The organism is Jatrophihabitans sp. sgz311053 (assembly GCF_056135305.1).
On record NZ_JBWAXP010000002.1, the window covers coordinates 248,192 to 272,492 of the forward strand.

A 24,301-nucleotide genomic window follows, 5' to 3' on the forward strand; every position below is an offset into this window, starting at 1 on the left:
TCAACATCAGCTCACGAACTGGTTGCGGCGACGGTGATCGTTTCCGACAGGAGTTCGTGCTCGATTGTGAGAGCAGCACGCGACGGCGGAACGGCGCTGTTTTCAGTTGTGGCGGATCTCGATCCATCGAAGCTCGCCTTCGCCAGTTCGACATCGAGCTCCCATTGCGGAGGTTGGGCAGCCCGACTGCATCGATGACCAGAAGTCCCCATCATGGCGCTATCCAGGCGGTCGCCGACGCTGCCGAAGCTCGGGACTGGGCCTGGCAGACTGTGGATCCCGTGATTGGCGGGAACGATGCCGGGCAATTATCGACCCAAACCAGGGCTGCCCGGTGACGACACAACTGGTCGTCACCGGGCAGCTGAATTCACGTTACTGTTCTGATGCTAGGCCATTGCGGTATAAGCGGACCAATCGATATCGGAGCCGTCGTTTTCAACGGTAGTTCCAGAAAGCGCAGGACCGTTGGGAGTCCGCTGCGTGCCGAAGTTCGCCCATAGCTGCTGGCCGGTTCCCGAAATTCCGACAGTGAACAGGTCCGGCTTACCGCCGGCATCGCGGTCAGCGTTGCCGGGACTTGCGGCGAGGCGCCGCTTGCTCATCCCCCAGCCTGTCGTGGGCGGACTCCCTTGACTCAGGGCCACCGATTCCGTGTCAATGTGGCGAGTCGGTTCGTTGGCGTCAGTTCCGCAGCCGTAGCCTGTGACGGCGAGGTTGTATTGGCGGATGCCGCCATCTGAAGCGTTACTGAGGGCCCAGATGTCCGGAAGCTCTGGCGACGTGTTGGCTGAGCAAGCGTTCGGGCTGGAGCTGGGACCCGATGCGTTCCCGGGAGAGACGATGCGCCAAGCATTCCAGCCGCTTGCACCGATTCGCCGAGGATCGGTGAGGTGACCTGGCGTAGCGGTGCCGTGGAAGAACCACAGCGAGTCGTTGTCAACCGCTATGAGGTCTCCAAAGGTGTCTCCATCAGCGTCTCCAGTAGCGATGATCTGAGTCGTGGTGGACCAGTCAGTGTTGTAGGTAGCGCAGATGGTCTCGTCATAGGTACATGCGGGGCGGCCGACACTCGCGCGATGATTAGCCGAATAGTAGACGCCCTTGTTGTCTGTGCCGGTGAGGCCACCGTTGTTGAGGTTGTTCGTATAGGTGAAGAAGGCGTGGTCGCTACCCCTTTTTAGTGCCCAGAGGTCGTCGACGCGGGCGCCGCTGGTACTTCCGTTGACGGAGGACCTGTGGGCGATCAGCGTGTCGTTCCAGCTGGAGTTGTCTGGAGCCTCTGATCCGATGGATGCCGTCACGCGGTCGGCTGCGGTAATGGTGGGCTTACTCGGGTAAAGATCGAGCTGGCCGCTAGTGCTTTCAGCGAGCAGGTCGGGGTGCGCATCGTTGTCGATATCACCGGGGTTGACCCTCGCGTTTGGGTCGTCTTTGACGTAATACTTGTATGTCAATGGCGTCGCTACTTGGTTGCCTGCGGCATCGACCGCGCTGACATACAGGTAGTTGGTGCCCCAGGTGGTGGGCGTGATCGGGATGGCGGCCGTGGCCTTCGATCCGCTGAAGGTGATGCCACTGCTGATTGTGGTGCCGCCGTCGTTGTCCAGGCTGTCAGCGGAGGTGACTGAGTAGTTGAAGTGGTCGATGCCGCTGTACTTGCCTGTGGAGGGGTCCGGATCGGTCGACGTCACGGTAATCTTCCCCGATTGTCCGACGTACTTGGTTCCGCTGAAGTCGTTCGCGACAACCGTTACGGGTCCCGGCGCGGATTTGTCGACCCAGAAGTAGCAGTGGTCGCTCGCGTCGAGGCTGTGCATGTAGCCGTCCCATGCCCAGGCGTCCCAGCCGTACATGTGTCCGTCTTTGAAGGTGCTGGCGGGTACTGCTCGGGTCACGGTGCCGCCGCTCGGCGGGACTGCGTTCGAGTGGGCGATCGCATCGTCGGTGGTGATGACATCGACGGGATCGCTTACTCCGTCACCGCCTCGGTCCCACACGTGCAGGTCTGCGCGAACCGTCTGGCTATATGCCGTGTCCGGATCAGAGACTCGCATTGCGAACGTAACGTTGGTGGTCGACTTGCCGATCCAGCCGGCGGGCGTTTGTCGACAGTCGCTGGAGGCCCCATTCAACGGTCGGGGTGACGTGGACAAAGAGGACGGCGTGTTCGGTGCGTGGTCGTAGGTGACGGTGAGGGTGGTGTCTGTACCTTCGAATCGTTTGTAGTAGTTCTTGTTGTTCTCCTGGCCTGGCGAAAGTCGGTACGTCACCACACCGTCACCGTCGTTCTTGACCGAGTTTGTCACGTCAAAATTGGCCGCTCGATGAGGACAACCGTTCTCGTCTGATGAACCTGCGACGTTCTGCGTGTCGTACTTTGTGCCGCCGCTCGGCTGATTGTTCCAGTTGGTCGACGAGTCGATATGTCCCACGTTCCAGATATTGAATGCGTAGGAGTCACTGCAATCAAAGGGACCGGAATCGGTTGACACCGCGTGCACGTATGCTTTGGTGACGACAACGTTGCTCGCGTCGGTAAGTGACTTTACGTCGTACTGCCAGTAGCTGTTGTTGTTGCCGTAGGAGCCCGCGGTCCAGCCCTGGTAGCCCACGGCAGGTTTGCCCTGCGACGTACTTTTCCAGTGACTGGTCGACGGGAACGCCTGCTGCGCCCAGTCCCATCCAGTCGGCGTCTTTGTCGTGGATGGTACTACGTCGGGGTCGATAAAGACCGGATAAGTTGTGCGCGGGTCGGAAAGAAGGTTCTGATCGGGCGTTAGTGTGATGCTTCCGGGACTTAACGTGACGTCGACTGGTGCCTGTTTCGAGTCGACTGCGGGCGCAATCGAGCCCTCTGGTCCTGCGCTGTCGCCGGAGTCCCACATTGTCGGTGCCGCGGCGTGAAAGACCTCCTCGCCCTGGCTGTCGACCACCGCAACGTTATTGGCAGCGTCGTCACGAAGCGTCGTGCCGGCGCTCAATTTCGTCCCAAGTCGCAACGAGCCCAAAGCCGGGTTCTCGGCAGCCGCAGCGCTCTTGACCACGAGCAGCTCCGACACCGCACCTTGAACGTCCACAGTCACAGTCAGATCGACATCGGGAAGCACGCCCGGGTAGGTCGCGGTAGGTCCCGAAATGCTTGGCTTCGGAAGTGCCGTCGGCCAGTCCAGTGCGATCTGGTGGCCGCCGCTGTGCACCACAGCCAGCGGCCCATCCCCGCCATCGGATAGTTCTACGGGATTCTGTGTGGCCAGTGGCGTGAGCGCGCCACCCTTTACTTGAAGTGTCGCATTGGCATCAACCCACTGGCCGTCCTGCTTTACGTGAGTAGGTGAGGCACTAAAGGTAGTTTGAAAGGAGCCGTCAGGAAGTGCTTCTGTGGAAGAGTATTCAGTTGTCGCGTCTTCGACCGGGACTACATCGCCCGCTTCCTGCGCACGAATAGACGCAGCGGAAAATGCTACCTCGCTCCGCGATTGAAGTATCGGCGTGCCGTGCGCTGAAATGCTGCCGGCGGTCATAGCGCACAGGGTTGCGCTGCCCGCAACCAACACAACCGCAAGCCGTAATGGCGATATGCCGCGTTCTTTTGAATACAGCAAAGTCAGTCAACCTCATCTCGACGAGCGTCTACGAGGGGCGAACCATAGGCCAATGAGCCGTGGAAGTCCACGTCAAGTATCTTAACGGGCACGTATCTGAAGCATAGCTAACAATTAAGTCCGGATTGTCCCTCTTTGGGCGGGGCGAGTTTCCATTCTGTCGATAGTCGTCTATGGTCCGTCTACCCGTTAGGGTTGTCTCGCCGGGAGGGCAAGTAGTGAACAAGACTTTGTGCGGCCTGCGCACGCTCCGAAGCCTAATGGCTGCTTCTGTTCTGTTGGGAGCAAGCGCTGTCGTGCTCCCCGGGTTCACTGCGGCGGCCAGCGAGACTAACCCCCACGCACGGGTCTATCCGTCCTGGTCGCCGTTCGCTGAGCCGACCACGAGGTCCGTTGCAGTAAAAGACGTCTCCGGCGAGGATGTGGCCAAGCCGCGCCGCAGGGCGTCGGTCGGTCTCGTTGCTCCTCGCTGGCCGAGCCCCGGTACACACGACGTGACCTTGGCCCAGGCCAAAACGCGGGTGATGCCTGAAAAACCCGCGGCGGGTGTCGTGGACGTAAACACGCCCGGCGCATTCACATCTGGTCGTCTCCTGGACGTGTCCGCCCGCCGAGCGGCAATACGCCTTCGGCAGCGCGGCGGCCGTGGCGACGTACTCGTCGAGACCAGGACTCATGAGGCAGCGTTGCGCGCGGGTGTGAACGGAGTGCTGATCGGCCTAACTCCGCGAGCCGGCTCCACCTCAGTGGCAGCTGTCTCGGTAAGGCTCAGCTACCGGTCCTTCGGCCAAGCCTACGGAGGGAACTACGGGGCGCGCCTCCACCTAGTGGCGCTCCCCAGTTGCGCTCTGACAACGCCGTCTCGCGCTGCCTGTCGCAGCCAGACGCCTCTGCCCGCCTCGACTAACGATGTATCGAAGCAAGAGCTGGTTGCCGATGTGCCGCTCCGAGGCAACGCCAATGCCGACACCGGCAAACCGAAGCAGCGAGCTGCGGCGACGCCCATGACCCAACCGGCATCTGCAACGGTGCTCGCGGCGACGTCCGGCTCGAGTGGGACTGGTGGCGACTATAGGGCGACATCACTCGCGGCGGAGGGCTCGTGGTCTGTCGGAAACGGCGGTTCCTACAGCTACACCTATCCAATCGCCACGCCGCCGTCGCTCGGCGACTCCGCCCCTCCGGTGGCACTGTCCTACGACTCCGCGAGCGTTGACGGACGCACTTCGGCCTCTAACGCTCAAGCTTCATGGGTCGGCGACGGATGGGACTACTCGCCCGGCTTCATCGAGCGCGCCTACAAGAGTTGCCTGGAAGATGGCCATACCAAGTCCGCAGACCTTTGCTGGGCGGGAGATAACGGCACCGTCTCGCTGGGCGGCCACTCGGGCGTCCTGGTGCCGACCAGCGCAGGCAGCACGCAGTTCCGCCTGAAGACCGACGACGGTTCAAAGATCGACGAGATCTCGGTGAGCGACACGAGCGCATACTTCAACGGTCTGCACGCCGGCACATACTGGCGACTGACCGCAAACGATGGCACCCAGTACTTCTTTGGCGCGAACCATCTCCCCGCGAGTGTCGGAGGCGACGGCAAGGACACCAGCACCAACGCAGCTTGGGGCGAACCGGTCTACGGCGACAACACCAACGAACCCTGCAACACCACCACCTTCGAAGCGTCGCGCTGCACGCAGGGCTGGCGCTGGAATCTCGACTTCGAGGTTGACCCGCACAAGAACATCACGGTGTACCACTACGCCACGGAAACAAACTATTACTCGGCGGGAGAAAGCAGCACGCTCACGGCCAGGCCCCGCCTCGCCTACGTCCGCGGCGGCTACCCCACCAGCATCACCTACGGACAGCTTGCAAGCGACTACGTCGCGAAGAGCAACCCGGGCGCCGAAATTGACTTCTCGGTAACGGGGCGCTGCGACGGAAAGAGTGGCTTCAGTTGCGGAACTCCGATTTCGGATAGCAACAAGGGCCACTTTCCCGACGTCCCTTGGGATCAGAACTGCGTTGCCGACACCAAGACAACATGCGCTGTATTCTCCCCAAGTTTTTGGACCACGAAGGCGCTTTCGAAGATCACAACGAAGATTTTCGATGAGTCGCTGTCGACTCCCAGCTGGAGCGCGGTCGACAGTTACACCATGTCGGCGCCAAGCTTCCCTTCGCCCGGCGATGCCGACCCCAGCGGCGGTGTGGCCGACGGCGCCCTTTGGCTCAACAGCATCACGCATACCGGACTGGACACCCGCGGAGGTGGGAACGCGGTCACCCTGAGCCCAACGATCTTCGCCGGAACACCGCTGCCCAACCGCGTCGAAGGCCTCGCTGCCCAGGGTGTTCCTCCGATCAATCGCAGTCGGCTCACCACGATCACGACGGAGACCGGCGCCACGACCAACATCACGTATAGCAGCGCCAACAGCTGCACCAGCGCCCCGGACGAGGATGACAACAACACTCGCTGCTTCCCGGTCAAGTGGACCCCCTACGGATACACCGACCCCGTGCGCGACTGGTTCTACTCCTACCCCGTCACAGAAGTAGACGAAAACGACAACGGCACAGTCTGGGGAGCTGACGCATCACCCAGCCGAGTCACGAAATACAGCTACGCCGCGCCGGGATGGCACCGAGACGACAGCCGATTCACGACCGACAAGACCCGGACCTGGGGACAGTTCCGCGGCTACGCACAAGTTACGACGACCAGCGGAGCGACGCCGGACCCCGTCACGCAGACCATCACGAAGTATATGCAGGGGATGGATGGTGACTTTCTCAAGGACGGGAAAACGCAGCGAAGCGTTAGTGCGACAACTGTAACCGGTGAAAAGATTCCCGATGTCGACTACTTCGCTGGTCAGGACTACCAGACCGCGATCTATAGCGGCGGAGGCGGTGCCGTGCAGGACGTCGTCATCAAACACCCGTGGGCATCGTCGCCAACAGCCTTGCAAACGGTTAGCGGCCTGCCGGACGTGAGTTCCCGCTTCATTGGAACAGATCGCACTGACCACCGACAGCTTCTCAGTGATGGGACCTGGCGAACCGGTCGTGTTATTTCAACCTTCAGTACGGCAACAGGCCTGACGCAGAGCGTCGATGATCTTGGACAAATCGACAGCGCGGGCGACTCCACAGGCGGCAGTACGCCTGAGCGCTGCACTACTAATACCTATGCCACTGATAGCGCTCGGAATATGCTGAATTTGCCTGCGCAGGTCGTGACTACGGCAGGCGGCTGCGCCACTTCGGTGGGTACACACACAATTTCGGCGGCGCAAATGTTTTACGGTTCAACCACCCTCGGAGCCATTGCCGCCTCGAACAACGGAGACGTCACCTCACACAAAGAGCTTAAACTGGCGAGCACGACCCCGGTGTGGACGACGTCGGCGAGCTCAAGCTACGACGCCTACGGACGGGTTACATCAGAGACAGACGCTGCGGGTAGAACAACCACCACGACCTATGGCTCTGACGCAGCGCACAAAAAGTACCTTCCCACGCAGCTAGTTGCCACAAACCCGTTGCAGTGGACGACGTCAGTGACGCTTGATCCCGCTCGACAGCTGCCTATTACCGCAACCGACGTCAATGGTCGCATCACGACGAAAACCTATGACGGACTTGGCCGCGTCACGCAGGCGTGGGCACCCAACCGGGCGCAGTCAACACACGATTCATCGCCTAGTTTCAAGTTCGCATACGCCGTCGCCGCGAACACGTTCGTGAGCACAACGAGTGCCACGCTTACCGACGCTGGCACTTACAACACCGCCATTGACATCTATGACGCCCTACTTCAAAAGCGCCAAACACAGGCGTCGACGCCAGACGCCGGCACCGGAGTCCGTCTCATCAGCAATACAAAGTACGACAGCCACGGGTGGGTTACCGTCTCTGACCCCGCCTTCTACAACGACCAATCGGCTCCGACTACCACGCCCAACCGTGCTGCAACAAGCGGCAACATCCCGTCTGAGACAGTCACTGCCTACGACGGCCGGGGCCGCCAGACTAGAGCAGCGCTATACGCCAACGGAACCTACCAATGGCAAAGCACTACGTCCTATCCGGGCGAGGAACTCACCAACAGCGTCCCGCCAGCCGGCGGCATAGACACGACCAGCACTACCGACGTTCGTGCGCAACAAACTCGGCTGGCGCAGGACGCCAACGGCGCAAACGCCAACTCGACCTATTACAGCTACGACGCGGGTGGCCATCAGACGTCGATCGTCGGACCAATCGCGGGTCTATCGGCGACCGAGCCCGCTACGTCTGCGTTCACGTGGACCCGGTCTTATGACGCACTCGGAAACGTTGTTCGCGCCACGGACCCCGACGCAGGCGTAACGACGACAACTTATAACGACGTCTCTGAACCTGTACAAGCGACGTCCAAGGGCGCCGAAAGCGGATCAGTCAGCCGTACTGTGAGCTATGACCGCGACGCGCTAGGCCGCGTTACAAATCAGTACAATGGTACGACTACGGCCGGCGCAAAAGTCGCTTCGTGGACATTTGACACGGCAACCAAGGGCAAGGGACTCCTCGCTTCGCGGTCAGAGTACGACGCACTGGGTAAAGCAGTCACATATACCAACACCATTGCGGGCTACACCGCGGGCTACCATCCGACAGCAACAAAGATCACCATTCCCGCTGGGTCGTACGGCAATAGCGTTGACATCAGCTATCAAGACTCGTACACCTACACCCCTGTTCTCGAGAATGTCTATGACGATGTCATTGCAGAGGTCGGCGCTTCCAACCTAATGCCTAACGAGGACTTCTCGTTTAGCTACAACGACTATGGCCTGCCGGTTGCTTCGGGTGGCGCCTCGACTTACGAATCGAACACAGTGTACGACCCGCACGGCCGAGTGATACGCGCGGTCACCGGTATCATGCCGTTGCAGACAGCTGTCACCAACAGTTGGGACACGGCGACCGGACGTCTCAAAAACACGACATTTAGTCGCGAAAATGGCAGCAGTGCCGTCGACGACATCGACTACACATACACGGCCTCCGGCGAAATTACGTCTGCCCTGGACGCGCAGGGCGGAGACACGACTACTTTTACTACTGATCTGCAGTGTTATCAATACGACTCGCTGAACCGCCTGGATAATGCATGGACGGACACCGGTACGACTACAGGTGGCTTGCAGGCGGTCGGCGGACTCGGTGGCTGCACCCACACCGCAGCGGATAAAGCGAGCATTGGCGGCCCGGCCCCTTACTGGCAGTCGTACTCATACGACATCGTCGGTCGTCGGACCGAACGCGTCGACCACGCCGCCACCGCCGGACAGAGCGATGTCACGACGTCCGAGCAGTACAACGACTCCACCGAAGCGCACGCACTGCACGCGGTAACGACGGGCAGCGGTGACTCGGCAGTCGTCAAGACGTATACCTATGACGGCGGCCGACCAATCAGCACCACGACGACGCTCCCTGGTACTAGCCAGAGTGACGCCGCAAGGACCCAGGCTTTCACCTGGTCGCCGCAAGGGAACGTGGCAACAATTCGGACGGGTCCGGACAGCTCACCCGTCCACGACACGCGGTACGGTTACGACCCAGACGGCAATCAGATAGCCACTGTCGTAGACGGCGTCACCCATCTGTTCCTAGGACAAGACGCCATCGTATTGAGTGGGGGGAGTGCCACCCAGGTCATTCGCCGCTACCAGTTCCCTGGTGGGGCGACAGCCGTTCGTACCGCCACTCCCGACGCCAGCGCCACAAGTCCCAACACGCTGCACTACCAAATGCAAGATTCCCAGGGCACCGCGTACACGGACGTCTCGGCATCCACGCTCACTACGTCGCGGAGAGCGTTCACGCCCTTCGGTGAAGCGCGACGAAATCAGCCGTCGGACGAAGGGACATTTGCCGGTCGGTCACTTCGCGGCTTCTTGAACGCGCCTTCGGACGAGGTAGACCAGATTGAAACCCTTGGCGCGAGGCAGTATGACCCAGTCCTTGGGGCTTTTCTTTCGGTTGATCCAGTAATAGATGCAACCGACCCACAATCGCTAAATCAGTTCGCATACTCTGACAATGATCCGGTCAATAAGATGGATCCGCAAGGGACTCACCTGTGCAAGGCCGGGGCAGTTGGAAGCCAGTGCGATGGATACGAGCCGGACAAAAATGGAAACCCCGGCGGGCCTGGGAAGGGCGCGGGACAGAACTGCTGGGGCTATGGGTGCGGCAACTCCAATTCCTCATCCTCGGGATCAAGCAGCGGGGGCGGATCCGCTGGCTCTTCGCCCAAAATCGACCCGAACAAGATCTATATCGACGTACCGAACAAATCCGGCGACTACAACCCTAATATGTGCCGGGGCATGAACCAAACCTCGGTTGGCGGCGATGCCAACGTTTGTCAATCGCACGGGCGTGTTCTCCTGTCTCTCTATCTCGCAACTAAACACTACGAGAAAGAGTGCGGGGGACAAATTGTTATTTGCTCCCAGTCGCTGACGAGTTGCGTGGGTAAGCACTCAGCTGTCGACTGCGTGAAGTTTGCTTTCGACCTGGGAATGCTAGTCTGCACGGCAGCATCCGACGGCGTATGCGGCTTGGCAAGATTCGTCAAAACCGCTGACGCTGCCGAGGCCGGGTCAGGTGCGAGCAATGTGGTGAACGGCTTAAGACTAGGCGAACAACTTGCCAGGGAGTCGTCGACTAAGGCCTTTCTGCCCTCTGGTGAGCTTGAGCCTGAGGTCGTTGCTGGGTCTCAACAAATCGTGGCCGGGTCGAAGTTGGGCAATCCTGACGTGGTTTCAGCACTTACGTCAGACGGTAGTAAGATAGCCGACTGGGGCAAGTACACGACGCGGACATTGCAAAGCCAGTATGGGAACTTTCAGGTGCACTTCTACATGAACAACGTGACCGGTGCTGTGAATTATGTCTATGATTACAAGGTAGTCTTCGCCGGGGGTGGATGACGATGAAGGTGCGTTGTCGGAAGTTGCTGAACCCGACCGATAGGTCGGTCGCGAGCAATAGCCCGTGGGTTCGTTTCGGCGAGGAGTATCACGTTCTTACTGTTTTATGTGATTCGGCCGGTCTCAAGCTGCAGATTCTCTCGGATGCAGGAGTACCCGGTTATTGGCCAGCGGAGATGTTCGAGACCTCCGACGAATCAGTCCCCTCGAATTGGGTTGTGCACGTGGGCTTGGACGGTTTGCTAGAATTTGGCCCAAAAGCCTGGCTTCGCGTAGGCTTTTGGGAGGATTTTCACAACATGGAGCCTGAGGCGCGTGCGCAGTACAACAGAGAGTTGCCCGTCGTACTGGGTAATTAGGTTCTAAGTTCAACCTCTTTTGGATATTTTTGGTTTGGTCGCGCTTTTGAGCCGCGCCGCCTCATTATTGGTCTTGTCGCTAAGCGTTCTCGCCACTGGATCGTTTGAATTGATTGGAACGGGAAGGTCCGCGAGGCAAGCAATACGCCACCCAGCACCGTATCGGCCAGCGGTCATGGCCCAAAACACGTCACTGGACAAGAAGACGAGTCCTTAACCAATTATCGTGTCGTCATGATCGTGTCGCGAGCAGCCTCTCGAGTAGTGGCATCTAAGAGATGACACGTCGCCGATGTCGATGTCTATGAAGCAACGCCTGACGGCCGATGAGCGGATGCAGCCACGAGTATCGCAACGCGGGAATTGGGACCAAGCTTGGCTCGGGCATTGCTGAATCTGGCCATGGGGAAAGCGCGGAGGCAGAACTGCGATTTGCCTAGTCAGGAAGATCAGGACGAGCGCACGCGTCCGTGAGTGTCCCGGCGCTGTACCCCTGCCCGCTCGAGGGCGTTGCGGATGACAGTGTGGTCGCGACCCAGGCGTTCGCCGATGCGGGCTAGCGACCAGCCTTGAACGTAGAGGTCGATGGCGGTTTAGGTGTGATGCCCAGGCAGGTTGGTCAGGCGGCTGAGTGGCGGTCGGCCTCCGATGGCGCTGTGGGCTCGGTGGTGATTGTAGAAGTGGAGCCATGCCGGCAGTGCTTGCCGGCGGGCGGTCTCTGAGTCGTAGAAGCGGGCGTAGGCCCAGCCGTCGGCCAGTGTTCGGTGGAAGCGTTCGATCTTGCCGTTCGTCTGGGGCCGATAGGGGCGGGTTCGTTGGTGGATGATGTTGAGCTCGCTGCAGGTGTCGCGCCAGGCGAAGGATCGGTAGGCGCTGCCGTTGTCTGACAGGACGCGTTCGACGGTGACGCCGCGCTCGGCGAACCAGGCCACGGCGTTGTGTAGGACGGCAGTGGCGGTGTCGGCTTTCTCGTCGGCGCGGATCTCGGCGTAGGCGACGCGCGAATGATCGTCGATCACGGTATGCAGGAATGCGGTGCCGACCTTCGGGTAGTACTTGCGTGATCGCTCGCCGGTGCGGTCGCGGGTGGTGTTGCGGTTGCGGTGTCCTTGCTGTTTGCCGACGTAGCGCCAGCCGCCCCCGTCGGGGATGTTGCCGAACTTGGTGACGTCAACGTGGATCAGTGAGCCGGGGTGAGGGTGTTCGTAGCGGCGGATCGGTTCGCCGGTGACGCGGTCGATGTGGCTGAGCCGATTGATGCGGCAGCGCACCAGCACGGCGTGCACGGTCGAGGCCGGCACCCCGAGTTGGCCGGCGATCTGCACCGGTCCGAGCCGCTTGCGCCACCGGAGCGCCACGATCGTGCGGACGATCTGCGGCGACGTCTTGGTCGGGCTGCGGCGTGGACGCGAGCTGCGATCGACCATGCCGGCCGAGCCTTCGAGGCGGTAACGCTCGGCCCACTTCGCGGCCGTGCGCGGCGAGCACATGAACATCTTCGCCGCCGCCGAACGGGTCCAGCCTTGATCGATGATCAGGCGCGCCATCTTCAGTCGAGCGCGCGGGGTCAGGGCAGCGTTAGCGTGGGACACGAAGGCCTCCGGTCAGTGAAGCGGTTCCTTAGACAGCTCCACTTCACAACCGGGGGCCTTCGCCTGTCTCAACGACAGGCCGAAGTCAGCTCAACCTGAAACAACGTCCCTGGGCATCACATTTAGGCGTCTACTTCGCTGAACCGGTTAACCGTCTGTACACCATGGTCGTGCAGATGTTTGGTGATGGTATGGCGGTGGACGCCGAACTCGGCGGCAAGCTCGCGAGCAGTAGTACCGGCGGCATAGCGGGCCAGAAGCTGGCCAATCTGGTTCGTGCTCAGCTGGACGGCACGACCGGGTGAAGCTTTGTAGGCGCGTGACTGGGTGACGCACTCCAGCTCAAGCCGCCTGTAGGCCCGCACTGCCCTGACCAACAGGGGTGGGGCAGAGTTCGACAACCATCCCGAGAGGACCACCCATTTCCGACGGCTTGCGGACGCACACTCGGTCCCTGCGTGGTGCTCATGAGGTCAGTGTCGCGTGAGTGATCGTGCGTATGTCTGGACCGGGGCCGCCTCAGACCACAAAGCGCTTCTTCTCTAGCGGTTTGAGGTAGGTCTTCTTCAAGGCCCGTTCGGCACTCACCTTGGATGTGGAGAAGAAGTCCGACTCGGACTTTGACAGTCCGCCAGCCTGCAGCTTCGTGCGCAGCAGCTCCATCGTGCAGCACAGGTCCGCTGCCTGGAACAGGCTGTAGTCGGCCGGTAGCACGCGCCGCACGTCAACGTTGGACAGATGCGCGTTGAACGCGCTGTTGACCAGATTGGTGACTTCCTTCTGTCCGTTGTCGTAGTAGATGACGACTCGGTCCCACTGCTGGAAGTACGAGTAGTTATCCCGGATCATGGCACCCAGCGCTCGCGACATCTCGGCCACGAGCTCGTCGCCGTCGGCGATCCGGCGCTTGTGGAACGTCCACGACTGGAGTTGCACATCGCAGCCGCGCACGAAGTCGAACAGGACACGGAACAACGAGCGCCGGTCCTCGATCCGCATGTGCTCGTAGTCCTGTTCGCGGCGTATCAGTGGACCAGTGTGGATCGCGTGCCGCGTGTCAAACTGCCGGTCGCGCAGCGCCTGGTGGATGCGCTCGAGGTGGGGCGCGATGTCGTCGCCTTGATCGTGCAGTACCAGGCCGAGGACGTAGTAAGGCGAGTGCGGTTGGAAGCGGCCGAAATCTCCAGATTCGTCGACGAAGATGCTCAGTTCGCGCGCAGCCACACCGACTCCGAAAAGCAACTTAGGCGGGGAAAGCTCCCCGCCTAAGTGTGGCGGGGGATATCCCCGCCTAAGGGTGGACCAGGGCCTCGCGGCCAGCCCAGGTCTCTTACTGTACCGGGTACTCGTAGCCGGTGCCACGCGGTTACCGGTCAGGCCTTGAGCGTGGGCCGACGCGCGGACCGGGCTCAGCGGCCTCCGCCTTGGTCAGGCAGGCGGCGCGCCGGGCTTGTCGAAGCTGGCCCGGTCGACGCTGAGGTCGGCGGTTACCGGCTCGTCGGTACGAAGGTAATCCCGTGGCCGCTCGCATACCCGAGCGTCTCGCTCCTGGCCCCGTGCCGCCGCGTTCGTGGCTTCGGCGCCGCGGCCGGCACGTCCAATCGGGGTCAGAGTCGGGGGTTCGAGTCTCTTCATCTCGACCCGACCGCCGTCGAGAGCTGTGCGCTTCGCCGCTGTCGATTCGGGATGCGGCCCTGGCCGTGTTCGAGTATGCGGCCATCCGGCGCGCCACTCGCGTTTCGCGCAGCCGCCGATCGCTAGGGAATTTCCCAATGTGGATGCCCATTGCCGTTGCTGTCGCGGCAGACGTACGAGCGCCCGTTGGCGTCGTAACCGGTCTCACCCTCCGACGCGCCGGGACAGAATTGGCCGCCCTGGATGCAATTACCGCTGGAGGTGGTCGTGCACGAGGGTTGCTGTGCAGCGGCTGATCTGCGTGCTGCGGCGCGGCTGGCCTCCGCCGCGCGACTGGCGGCGGCGGCACGTTCAGCTCGAACCTTCGCCCGGTGCCGGGCTTTGGCCACAGCCTTGGCGTGGGCAGCCGCGGAGGCCTTCGCCGCAGCCGACGCCTTCGCCGCTCGGGAAGCGGACGCGGATTCGGCGGATGCTGCCGACCGAGACGCAGCGGCGGCGAGTGCCGCTTCCGCTGCGCTCTCCGACGCTGCGGCTGCCGGCGTGGACGATGTCGTTACCGCGGTGCTCTGCGGAGTCGGCGCATTCGATGTCGAAATGCTGCTCGGCCCGCTTGTACAGCCGCCCAGGAACAGCATCGTGGCGGTAATCCATGCGGCCGAGATTGCCGAGACCGAACGCTTCATAGGTGAACCCTCCAAGGTCGCCGGAACGATCTCTCGGTGGGGTGCGTGCAAAGAAGGGACGAACGGCCCGCGGAAATTAAGGCTCGCCTCTTCACCCCGGATTACCGCTCGGGACGGGCAAGGCCGTCGTGACGACATTTCGTGCAATGGACATGCGCTTCCGTGCGGGCCCCTCACCCACACCCGTGATCAACAGGTACCTCCGGTCGCCAGAACGGCCAGAAGTACCTGTTGATCACGGAGGCGGCCGAGCTGTGGCACGCCAGCAAAGTGCGAACCTGGCAGAGGCGAGAAAGAGGCGGCAGGGACACCAACGGCCCGCCCACCTCACGGTGGACGGGCCGTCGGATGTCGAGCTGGTAGCTACCGCCGCACGATCCGGGACAGCTGCCCCAGGGTGGGCGAGCCGAGGCCGGTGACCTCGTCGTAGCCGCGCCGCGTGACGAGCGAAGAGTCCTGGTCGTTGGTGACCAGGAACGAGTGCTTCGAGACCGTCGAGGTGTAGGCGAACGTCGAGCCCGAGACGGGCAGCGCGTCACGGACCGCGGCGGAGCTCTTGCGGTACTTCGCGTACAGCGTCGGGTTCAGGAACCCGACCCGCTGGCCGGTCGCCTGCTGGGCGAGGGCGACGGTGGCGGCGAAGAGCGGCGAGGCGAGCGAGGTGCCGCCGTAGGTCTCCTCGGTGTAGGCACCGACCTTGGGGTAGTTGGCGTCGTCGATCGGCGAGATGCCGATGACCTCGCCGGTGTACGGGTCGGCGTCGGCGGAGACGTCCGGCGCAGTGCGGTAGCCGCCCGCGAGCGACGCCGGGACCACACCCCTCTGGTACCAGGGCTCGGTGAAGAGGCTGCTGCGGCCACCGCCGGCACCGGAGCGGAACGTCCCCGGCAGGGCGGCGCCGTAGCTCAGCTCCTTGGTGGTCGTGTCCTGCAGGATCGGCGTGAGGGACGAACCCCAGCCGGTCAGCAGTGCGGCCGAGCCGTTCTTGGCGATGCCGAGCGTGTTGCCGCCGACGCCGGTGACCCACGGGGACGTCGCGAAGTAGTCCGGCTGCGCGGGCAGGCCGTTGATGGTCTCGTCGCCGTCGTCACCGGAGCTGTAGTAGAGCCCGATGCCCTCGGCCACGGCCTGCAGGTGCTGGTTCTCCTCGGCCTTGACTGAGTAGAGCGGCGGCTCGCCGGCGTTGCCGTAGCTGTTGCTGATGATGTTCGCGCGCTGGTTGTCGAGGATGTCCGACATGGCGACGTCGATGCCGGCGTCGCAGTTGAAGCCACCCTCGTAGAAGATGTTGGCCTTGGGCGCGATGTTGTGAATGGCCTGCACGTCGAGGGTCTGCTCGCCCTGCCAGCCGCTCGCGTAACCGCACGCCTTCTCGTCGTAGAACGTGGACGGCACCTTCTGCGAGTACGTGGTGAGCGGACGCTCGCCCCGGCTCACCGAGAGCCGGTTCACGTCCGAGACGATGGACGGCGAGGCGTAGGCGTCGATGATGGCGACGGTCTGCCCGGCGCCGTCCGCGCCCTGCGGGACGCCGGTGGCCTCACGCAGCTGCTGGCCGTTGTAGCCGCAGATGTTGGTCTGGATGGACGTCTTGCCGTACGCGGGCGGCAGCTCGACCTGGTTCTGCCCGTAGTAGTCCGAGCAGGCGATCGGCAGCGAGGCCTGCTGCGTGTCAGCCGGAGCGGCCTTCGCCACGGCGCCGGAGGTGCCCGCGTTCGGAGAGACGATGTTCGGCCGGGTCAAGGTGCTGCCCTGGTCGAGGACGAGGCCACCGACGGCGTCGCCGAACTTCGCCGGAACGGACGGAGCCTTCGACGGCGCGACGAGCACGTGACCGCGGTAGTGGTAGCGGTGCAGCGCAGCGCGGAAGGTGGTGTTCATCGTCTCGGCGGGTGCGCGGAAGACGACGAAGAGCCGGCTCTTGGGGGTGGCGATCACCGTGATGCCCGAGGCCTTCAACGACTTCACGACCTGCGCGTAGTCGGCGGCGGTGGGGGAGAAGTGGTCGATCCAGCTCTTCGCGGAGACGTACTTGCGGTACGACTTGCTGGCCGGGTCGGAGACGGCCTTGGCCAGCGCGGTCGCGCCGGCGGCGTTGCGCAGATCGAGCTGGATCTCGCCCTCGACGGTGGTGTCGGCCGGCGCGGCACCGGCGTCCGCGGACGTCTTGGCCCACCCCGGCTTGGCGCCGGGGAAGGACTGCGGCGTCGCAGCGTGCGCCGCGCTCGCCCCGGTGACGGAGAACGCGGCGACGGTGGCGAGGCCGACCGAGGCGGAGAGGAGACGGCGGCCGGTTCCGGGCCGCTGCTGGGTGGGAGTCACGGGTTTCCTGACTGGTAGGCGACGGTGGCGCGGATGGCGCCGTTGCGAAACCTAAGTCCGTCTCCGGGGTCGCGCCAGGTGTTGCCCTATGTCGTGCAAACAGCAGTTTCTTACCTTGCTGGGCCTTGGGGCGGCGTCGCTGCTCAGAAGACGATCGTGCTGCCGCCGTGCCGGGCGACACGGTCCTCCAGGTGCCACCGGACCGCGCGGGAGAGCACCGCGCGTTCGACGTCCGCGCCGAGGCGGGCGAGATCGCTCGCGGTGTGCCGATGGTCGACCCGGACGACGTCCTGCTCGATGATCGGACCCTCGTCGAGGTCGGCCGTGACGTAGTGCGCCGTCGCGCCGATGAGCTTGACGCCCCGCTCCTTGGCCTTCGCGTACGGGCTCGCGCCGATGAAGGCCGGCAGGAACGAGTGGTGGATGTTGATCAGCGGGCAGCCCACCCGATCCAGGAATGCCGGCGTGATGATCTGCATGTAGCGGGCGAGGACGACCAGGTCGACGTTGCCGACGAGCAGGTCGAGCATCCGCTGTTCGGCCTGCTCGCGGATGTCGCGGGTCGCCGGGACGTGGAAGAACGGCACCCCGAAGGTGCGGACCTGGTCGGCGAGATCGGGGTGGTTGCTGATTACCATCGCGACGTCCATGTCGAGTTCGCCGCGCCGATGCCGCCAGAGCAGGTCCAGTACGCAGTGATCGGTCTTGGAGACCAGGATCGCCACCCGCTTGGGCTTGGCCGCCTCGGTCAGCCGGAACGTCATCTCGAACGGCTCGCCCACGCGGGCGGCAAAAGACTGCTCGAGCTCCGCGCGCGCCGCGGCGAGGCCGCTGAGATGGAACTCCAGCCGCTGGAAGAAGACGCCGCCCTCGGGCGCGCTGGAGTACTGGTCCAGCGTGACGATGTTGGCGCCGGCCTCGGCCAGGAACGCGCTCACCGCAGCCACCACACCGTGCCGGTCGGGGCAGGAGATGAGCAGCCGTCCATGGTCGGCACTCGGCGTCGACAGCGAGGTCATGGCGTCTACTGTCTCGCACCCCCGACCGTGACCAGATCGGTGGGAGCGGTCGAGCCCCTCGCACGCGGCGACGGTTTCGTGATAGACGATCAGCGTGCCAGCGCCCGAGACGGACGACGAACGAGACGACGGTTCGTGGCGGACCTGACCATTCGGGACATCGCGCGCGCGGCCGGGGTCTCGACGGCGACGGTGTCACGGGCACTGCGCGGCATGGACAACGTCGACCGGAAGACACGCGACCACGTGCTGGCCGTGGCGCGGTCGCTGGACTACGCGATCTCGCCGGCGGCGTCGCGGCTGGCGACGGGACGATCGGGGACGATCGGCATCGTCACGCCCTTCGTCGGGCGCTGGTACTTCACCGAGCTCTTCGCCGGCATCGAGGCAGCCCTGGCACCGCACGACCTCGACCTCCTGCTGCACACCACCGACGAACCGGCCGGGACGGTGCCGGCGACCGAGGCGCACGTCCGGCTGCGCCGGCGGGTGGACGGTGCCATCGTCATCGGCCTCGGGGGCGAGAGCCGCGAGCTGGCCGGCATCGCGTCACTCGGCATCCCGCTCGTCCTGGTGGGGGCGCAGGTCGAGGGCATCACCAGTGTCGCCATCGACGATCGGCAGGCGTCGGCCGACGCGGTGCGCCACCTCGTCGACATCGGACACGAGCGCATCGGTCTCATCACCGGCCGGCCGCTGCCGACTGCCTTCGTCCCGGAGAACGACCGGTTGGCCGGGTACCTGGACGTGCTGCGGGCACGGCGGTTGCCGCACCCGCGAACGCTGCGACGGGTCGGGGAGTTCACCGTCGCCGGCGGCACGCGCGCCATGACCCAGCTCCTCGGCTGCGACCCGCTGCCGACGGCGGTCTTCTCGATGTCGGACGAGATGGCCTACGGCGCACTGCATGCGATGCGCCGCGCCGGGGTCCGGGCTGGTTCCGACCGGGGGGCCGGCGAGATCGCCGTCGTCGGCTTCGACGGGCACGATCTGGCCGAGATCTTCGAGCTCACCACCATGGAGCAGCCGGTCCGCCGGCTCGGCAGCCTCGCCGTCGAACTGCTCATGAGCCAGATGCGGGGCTCGACGGCAGACGCCGTGGTCGTCCCGACAACGCTGCGCGTCCGCGGATCAACCGTCACGAACATTTCGAACCGGTAACAAACCCTTCCCCCTGCGGCGTGACCCATGCCACAGTCTCGCGCAGCGACGATGTAACCGGTTACATCGCGGGAGACGGGAGTCCGAATGGCAAGTCGTCGAAGGGGTGTCGCGAGCACGATCGTCGCGACGGCAAGCGCGGTCGCACTGGTGGCGGCATGTTCCAGCAGCGGCGGGGACGACGAGTCGTCGAAGCCCGCCAAGCTCACCGGCTCGTGCTCGCAGTTCCAGGACTACGCGGGGCACAAGGGCAAGACGGTGACCATGTTCGGCTCGATCCTGAGCCCGGAGTCCGACTCACTGAACAAGTCCTGGGCCGCGTTCCAGCGCTGCACCGGCATCACTATCAAGTACACCGGTTCGAACACCTTCGAGTCCGACCTGCCGGTCAAGGTCAACGGCGGCAACGCCCCCGACCTGGCCGTCATCCCGCAGCCCGGCCTCCTGACGCAGATGGTGCTGACCGGCAAGGTCAAGAAGCCGCCGTCGCAGACCGTGAAGAACGAGGACAACTGGCCCGCCGTCTGGAAGACCTACGGCAGCGTCGGCGGCCAGTTCTACGCCGCACCCATGAGCGCGAACATGAAGTCGCTGGTCTGGTACTCGCCGAAGTACTTCAAGGCACACAGCTACACGGTGCCGAAGACCTGGGCCGAGCTGATGTCGCTCTCGGCCAAGATCGCCAAGGACAACAACGGGGCCAAGCCCTGGTGCGGCGGGATCAACTCCGGGACGGCGAGCGGCTGGCCGGCCACCGACTGGCTCGAGGAGGCCGTCCTCGGTTCCCACGGTGGCGACGTCTACGACCAGTGGATCAGCCACAAGATCACATTCAGTGACCCGCAGATCATCCAGGCGCTGAACGTGGTGAAGAGCTACATGCAGAACTCGAAGTGGGTCAACGGCGGGTACGGCGGCGTGCAGTCCATCGCGACCACCACGTTCCAGAACGCGGGCCTGCCGATCCTGAAGGACAAGTGCGCGATGCTGCAGCAGGCGTCCTTCTACAAGGCACAGTGGCCCAAGGGCACGACCGTCTCCGCCGACGGTGACGCCTTCGCCTTCTACCTGCCGCCGGTGAACCCGTCGGTCAAGACGCCGGTCGAGGGTGGCGGCGAGTTCGTCACCGCCTTCTCCGACGACGGTGCGACGCAGGCCGTCCAGAATTACCTGTCGAGCCCGGAGTGGGCCAACAGCCGCATCAAGGTGGCCTCCGGCTGGGTCTCGGCCAACACGAAGGTCGATCAGAGCCTCTACTCCGACCCGGTGGACAAGCTCTCGGCGAAGTACCTGGCCGACCCGGACGCCACCTTCCGCTTCGACGCCTCGGACGCGATGCCCGCTGCCGTCGGTGCGGGTTCGGAGTGGAAGGCGATGGTTCAGTGGTTCTCGCAGGGGACTTCGGTGGCTGAGATCGCGCGGCAGATCGACGCGTCCTGGCCCAAGTAACGGCGACGGTGCGACCGGGTGCTCAGCGCCCGGTCGCACCACCGTCCGTTCCCTCCGAACACCGGGAGACACGGCACCATGCACGCCCACACCGTCATCCTCGCCAGCACGGCCTCGCAGGCCGGCGGCAAGCTCTTCGGCGTCGTCACCACCGTGGCGATCTTCGTCGCGATCCTGCTCGCGATCTTCGCTGTCGCCGGCAAGGTCACCGGACGTCTCGAGCGTCCGCTGGCCCTCGTGATCCTGGTCGCGCCCGCCGTGATCCTCTCGCTGGCGGGACTCGTCGTCCCCGCGATCCAGACGATCTACACCAGCTTCACCAACGAGCAGGCGGCCGGCCAGAAGTTCAAACTCGTCGACGGCAAGCTGGTGGAGTACAAGACGAAGTTCGTCGGTCTGGACAACTACACCTTCGACTTCACCGACTCCGAGACGCTCCACACCCTGCTGCGCACGGTGCTGTGGGTGGTGATCGTGCCGCTGGTGACCGTCGCGATCGGCCTGCTGCTGGCGCTGCTGATGGATCGCATGCGGCGGCCCGGTGTCGCCAAGACGATCATCTTCATGCCGACGGCCATCTCCTTCGTCGGCGCGTCGCTGATCTGGGCCCTGGTCTACGACGCTCCGGTCTTCGAGCAGGACGGGACACCCGGCCCGCAGACCGGACTTTTGAGCAAGATCGCGATTTCCCTCGGCTGGCAGCACCCGCCGAACTGGCTGCTGGACACCACGCTCAACACCTTCCTGCTCATGGTCATCCTGGTCTGGATCCAGGTCGGCTTCGCCGTGGTGGTCCTGGGCGCGGCGCTGAAGGCCATTCCGGACGAGGTCATCGAGGCGGCCCGGCTGGACGGCGCGCACGGTATGACACTCTTCCGCACGGTCCAGATCCCGATGATCCGCAACACCCTGATCGTGGTCGCCACCACGGTCACCATCGCGGCACTCAAGATCTTCGACATCGTCTTCACCGTCACCGGTGGCAACAACGACACCGACGTGCTGGCCAACAAGATGTACACCGACCTCTTCGTCACGAACCAGACCGGACGCGGCTCGTCGCTCGCCGTGATCCTCTTTCTCTGCGTCGTGCCGCTGGTCGCCTACAACGTGGTGCAGATGCGCCGGGAGAGGGCTCTGCGATGACCACGTCCAACCCGCCGATGATCATGTCGGACGCCGCCGGGCCGCAGCTGCCCGAGAGCGCCGGAGACGGGCGGCTCGCCGGGCCGGAGGCCACCCGCGCCGTCCGCCGCACCTTCAGCCACCCCTTCGCCTCGCTGATCATCTGCGTCATCACCCTGGTGTGGGCCGTTCCGCTGGTGGGCTTCTTCGTCAACTCGTTCCGCGACAAGGCCGACGTCGGCAGCAGCGGATGGTGGACGTGGTTCAGCGATCCCGGCAGCTCGACGCTGTCGAACTACGGCGCGGTGCTCACCGGCGAGGGTGGTCTGACGCTGCCGCTGGTGAACTCACTGGCCATCACGATCCCGGCCACGATCATCCCCATCATCCTGGCCTCGATGGCGGCCTACGCGCTGGCGTGGATCCGCTTCCGCGGCAGCGACGTCGTCTTCTTCACGATCTTCGCGCTGCAGGTCGTGCCGCTGCAGATGGCCCTGGTGCCGCTGCAGAAGTACTTCAACTCCGGCGTCGAGATCGGCGGCGTCACCGTCCTGCCCAGCTTCGGGCTGCAGGGGACGCTGGCCGAGATCTGGCTGACCCACACCATGTTCTCGATGCCGCTCGCCGTCTTCCTGCTGCACAACTTCATCGCGCAGCTGCCGGGGGAGCTGGTGGAGGCGGCTCGCGTCGACGGCGCCAGCCATCTGCGCATCTTCCGCTCGATAGTCCTGCCGCTCTCGCTGCCGGCCATCGCCTCCTTCGGCATCTTCCAGTTCCTCTGGGTCTGGAACGACCTGCTCGTCGCCAAGACCTTCGGCGGCTCGGACGCGTCGTCGCAGCCGGTGACCGCACGCATCCAGAACCTCGCCGGGAACTTCGGGTCGCACCAGGAGCTGCTCGCGCCCGCAGGCTTCCTCGCCATCGTCATTCCCCTGATCGTCTTCCTCTCGCTGCAGCGGTTCTTCGTCCGCGGCCTGCTCGCCGGCAGCGTGAAGGGATGAGGCGGCTGCCCGACGGGTTCCGGCTCGGCGCCGCCACCGCGGCCTACCAGATCGAGGGGGCAGTGGCCGAGGACGGCCGCGGCCCGTCCATCTGGGACACCTTCAGCGCGACGCCGGGCGCCGTCCTCGGTGGTGACACCGGCGCGACGGCCTGCGATCACTATCACCGCTACGCCGGGGACCTCGAGCTGGCCGCGTCGCTCGGGTTGCAGGACTACCGCTTCTCGATCGCCTGGTCGCGGGTGCAGCCGACCGGGGCCGGTGCCGTCAACCAGCCAGGGGTGGACTTCTACTCCCGACTGGTCGACGCCATCGTCGAGCGCGGCATCCGTCCGGTGGTGACGCTGTACCACTGGGACCTGCCGCAGGCGTTGCAGGACGGGGGCGGCTGGGCGAATCGGGACACGAGCGAGCGCTTCGCCGACTACGCCGCGATCGTCGCCGACGCGCTCGGCGACCGGGTCGAGGTCTTCACGACCCTCAACGAGCCCTGGTGCGCGGCCTTCCTCGGCCATGCCAGCGGGGTCCACGCGCCGGGCCTGCGCGACGACGTTCTCGCCTACCTCACCGCGCACCACCTGCTGCTGGCCCACGGCCGGGCCGTCCCCGCGCTGCGCGCGGCACTGCCGGCACAGCGCCAGGTCTCGATCACGCTGAACACCGTCAACACCCGGCCGGCCAGTGGCTCCGAGGCCGACCGCAGGGCGGCGCGGGATGCAGAGCTGGCGCAGAACCAGATCTTCCTCGACCCGGTGCTGCTGGCCGAGCTCAACCCCGAGCTCGTCGAGCGGACGAAGTCGATCACCGACTGGGGCTTCGTCCGGGACGGTGACCTGCGCGCGATCGGGGCTCCGATCGACTTCCTCGGCGTGAACTACTACAACCCCCACCTCGTGGCTGCCGCGCCGCGTCCGGGTGCTGACGCCTGGCCCGGCGTTCCGGGGGCCTGGGTTCTGCCCGAACCGGCTCCGGTGACGGGGATGGGGTGGCCGGTCCGTCCCGAGACCTTCACCGAGTTGCTGCGCACCCTGGACGCCGACTACCCGGGCACCGTCTTCGTCGTCACCGAGAACGGCGCGGCCTACCCCGACGTGGTCGGGCCGGACGGTGTCCACGACGTGGACCGGGCTCACTACCTGCGCTCACATCTGGCTGCCGTCCTCGACGCCGTCGACGCCGGGGTTGACGTCCGCGGCTACTTCGCCTGGTCGTTGCTGGACAACTTCGAGTGGGCGTGGGGATACAGCCAGCGGTTCGGTTTGATCCACGTCGACTACGCCACCCAGCAGCGCCGGCTGAAGCATTCGGCGGAGGTCTACGCGGGGATCATTGCGAGCCGCGAGCTCTAACGTCTCGGT

The 24,301-nt window shown here is 64.1% G+C and carries 14 protein-coding genes; 7 read left to right on the forward strand and 7 right to left on the reverse strand.

Going from position 1 to position 24,301, the window contains the following annotated elements; all coding sequences use genetic code 11:
- Positions 1-389: 389 nt before the first annotated feature.
- Positions 390-3,524, reverse strand: a complete 3,135-nt coding sequence (locus AC0NZQ_RS10220; RefSeq protein ID WP_474529710.1) for a hypothetical protein — start codon at positions 3,522-3,524, stop codon at positions 390-392.
- Positions 3,525-4,789: 1,265 nt separating this feature from the next.
- On the opposite strand from AC0NZQ_RS10220, the gene AC0NZQ_RS10225 reads away from it, so the two are divergent.
- Positions 4,790-10,597 (forward strand): RHS repeat domain-containing protein, encoded by a 5,808-nt coding sequence (locus tag AC0NZQ_RS10225; protein WP_474529711.1) that lies wholly within the window; start codon positions 4,790-4,792, stop codon positions 10,595-10,597.
- Between the two features lie 808 nt (positions 10,598-11,405).
- Here the strand turns inward: AC0NZQ_RS10225 and AC0NZQ_RS10230 are convergent.
- Positions 11,406-11,543, reverse strand: a complete 138-nt coding sequence (locus AC0NZQ_RS10230; protein ID WP_474531364.1) for a hypothetical protein — start codon at positions 11,541-11,543, stop codon at positions 11,406-11,408.
- 6 nt (positions 11,544-11,549) lie between these two features.
- Positions 11,550-12,548, reverse strand: a complete 999-nt coding sequence (locus AC0NZQ_RS10235; RefSeq protein ID WP_474529712.1) for an IS481 family transposase — start codon at positions 12,546-12,548, stop codon at positions 11,550-11,552.
- Between the two features lie 164 nt (positions 12,549-12,712).
- Between AC0NZQ_RS10235 and AC0NZQ_RS10240 the strand changes: the two genes are divergently transcribed.
- Positions 12,713-12,853 carry a hypothetical protein gene (locus AC0NZQ_RS10240; RefSeq protein WP_474529713.1) on the forward strand — a complete coding sequence of 47 codons (141 nt, stop codon included), beginning with the start codon at positions 12,713-12,715 and terminating at the stop codon, positions 12,851-12,853.
- Positions 12,854-13,067: 214 nt separating this feature from the next.
- On the opposite strand, the gene AC0NZQ_RS10245 is transcribed toward AC0NZQ_RS10240, so the two are convergent.
- The 4 genes from AC0NZQ_RS10245 to purU all read right to left on the reverse strand — a co-directional run bounded on the left by AC0NZQ_RS10245 (position 13,068) and on the right by purU (position 18,207).
- Positions 13,068-13,772 (reverse strand): DUF3800 domain-containing protein, encoded by a 705-nt coding sequence (locus AC0NZQ_RS10245; protein ID WP_474529714.1) that lies wholly within the window; start codon positions 13,770-13,772, stop codon positions 13,068-13,070.
- 762 nt (positions 13,773-14,534) lie between these two features.
- Positions 14,535-14,834 (reverse strand): hypothetical protein, encoded by a 300-nt coding sequence (locus AC0NZQ_RS10250; protein ID WP_474529715.1) that lies wholly within the window; start codon positions 14,832-14,834, stop codon positions 14,535-14,537.
- 395 nt (positions 14,835-15,229) lie between these two features.
- Complete coding sequence (locus AC0NZQ_RS10255) at positions 15,230-17,188, reverse strand: S53 family peptidase (RefSeq protein ID WP_474529716.1); 1,959 nt, start codon at positions 17,186-17,188, stop codon at positions 15,230-15,232.
- 143 nt (positions 17,189-17,331) lie between these two features.
- Positions 17,332-18,207: a formyltetrahydrofolate deformylase gene (gene purU, locus AC0NZQ_RS10260; RefSeq protein WP_474529717.1), complete on the reverse strand. Its 876-nt coding sequence runs from the start codon at positions 18,205-18,207 to the stop codon at positions 17,332-17,334.
- Positions 18,208-18,342: 135 nt separating this feature from the next.
- Here purU and AC0NZQ_RS10265 point away from each other — a divergent pair, with 135 nt between their 5' ends.
- The 5 genes from AC0NZQ_RS10265 (at position 18,343) to AC0NZQ_RS10285 (ending at position 24,292) form a co-directional block, all read left to right on the forward strand.
- Positions 18,343-19,368 (forward strand): LacI family DNA-binding transcriptional regulator, encoded by a 1,026-nt coding sequence (locus AC0NZQ_RS10265; protein ID WP_474529718.1) that lies wholly within the window; start codon positions 18,343-18,345, stop codon positions 19,366-19,368.
- A 150-nt stretch (positions 19,369-19,518) separates the two neighbouring features.
- The gene (locus tag AC0NZQ_RS10270) at positions 19,519-20,817 is read left to right on the forward strand and encodes an ABC transporter substrate-binding protein (RefSeq protein WP_474529719.1); all 1,299 of its coding nucleotides are present in this window, start codon (positions 19,519-19,521) and stop codon (positions 20,815-20,817) included.
- Positions 20,818-20,895: 78 nt separating this feature from the next.
- Positions 20,896-21,963, forward strand: coding sequence for a carbohydrate ABC transporter permease (locus AC0NZQ_RS10275; RefSeq protein WP_474529720.1), 1,068 nt, complete (start codon positions 20,896-20,898; stop codon positions 21,961-21,963).
- Complete coding sequence (locus tag AC0NZQ_RS10280; RefSeq protein ID WP_474529721.1) at positions 21,960-22,943, forward strand: carbohydrate ABC transporter permease; 984 nt, start codon at positions 21,960-21,962, stop codon at positions 22,941-22,943. Before AC0NZQ_RS10275 ends, AC0NZQ_RS10280 begins: the two co-directional genes overlap by 4 nt.
- Positions 22,940-24,292 (forward strand): GH1 family beta-glucosidase, encoded by a 1,353-nt coding sequence (locus AC0NZQ_RS10285; protein WP_474529722.1) that lies wholly within the window; start codon positions 22,940-22,942, stop codon positions 24,290-24,292. The genes AC0NZQ_RS10280 and AC0NZQ_RS10285 overlap by 4 nt, the downstream gene beginning before the upstream one ends.
- The last annotated feature ends 9 nt before the right edge of the window (positions 24,293-24,301 follow it).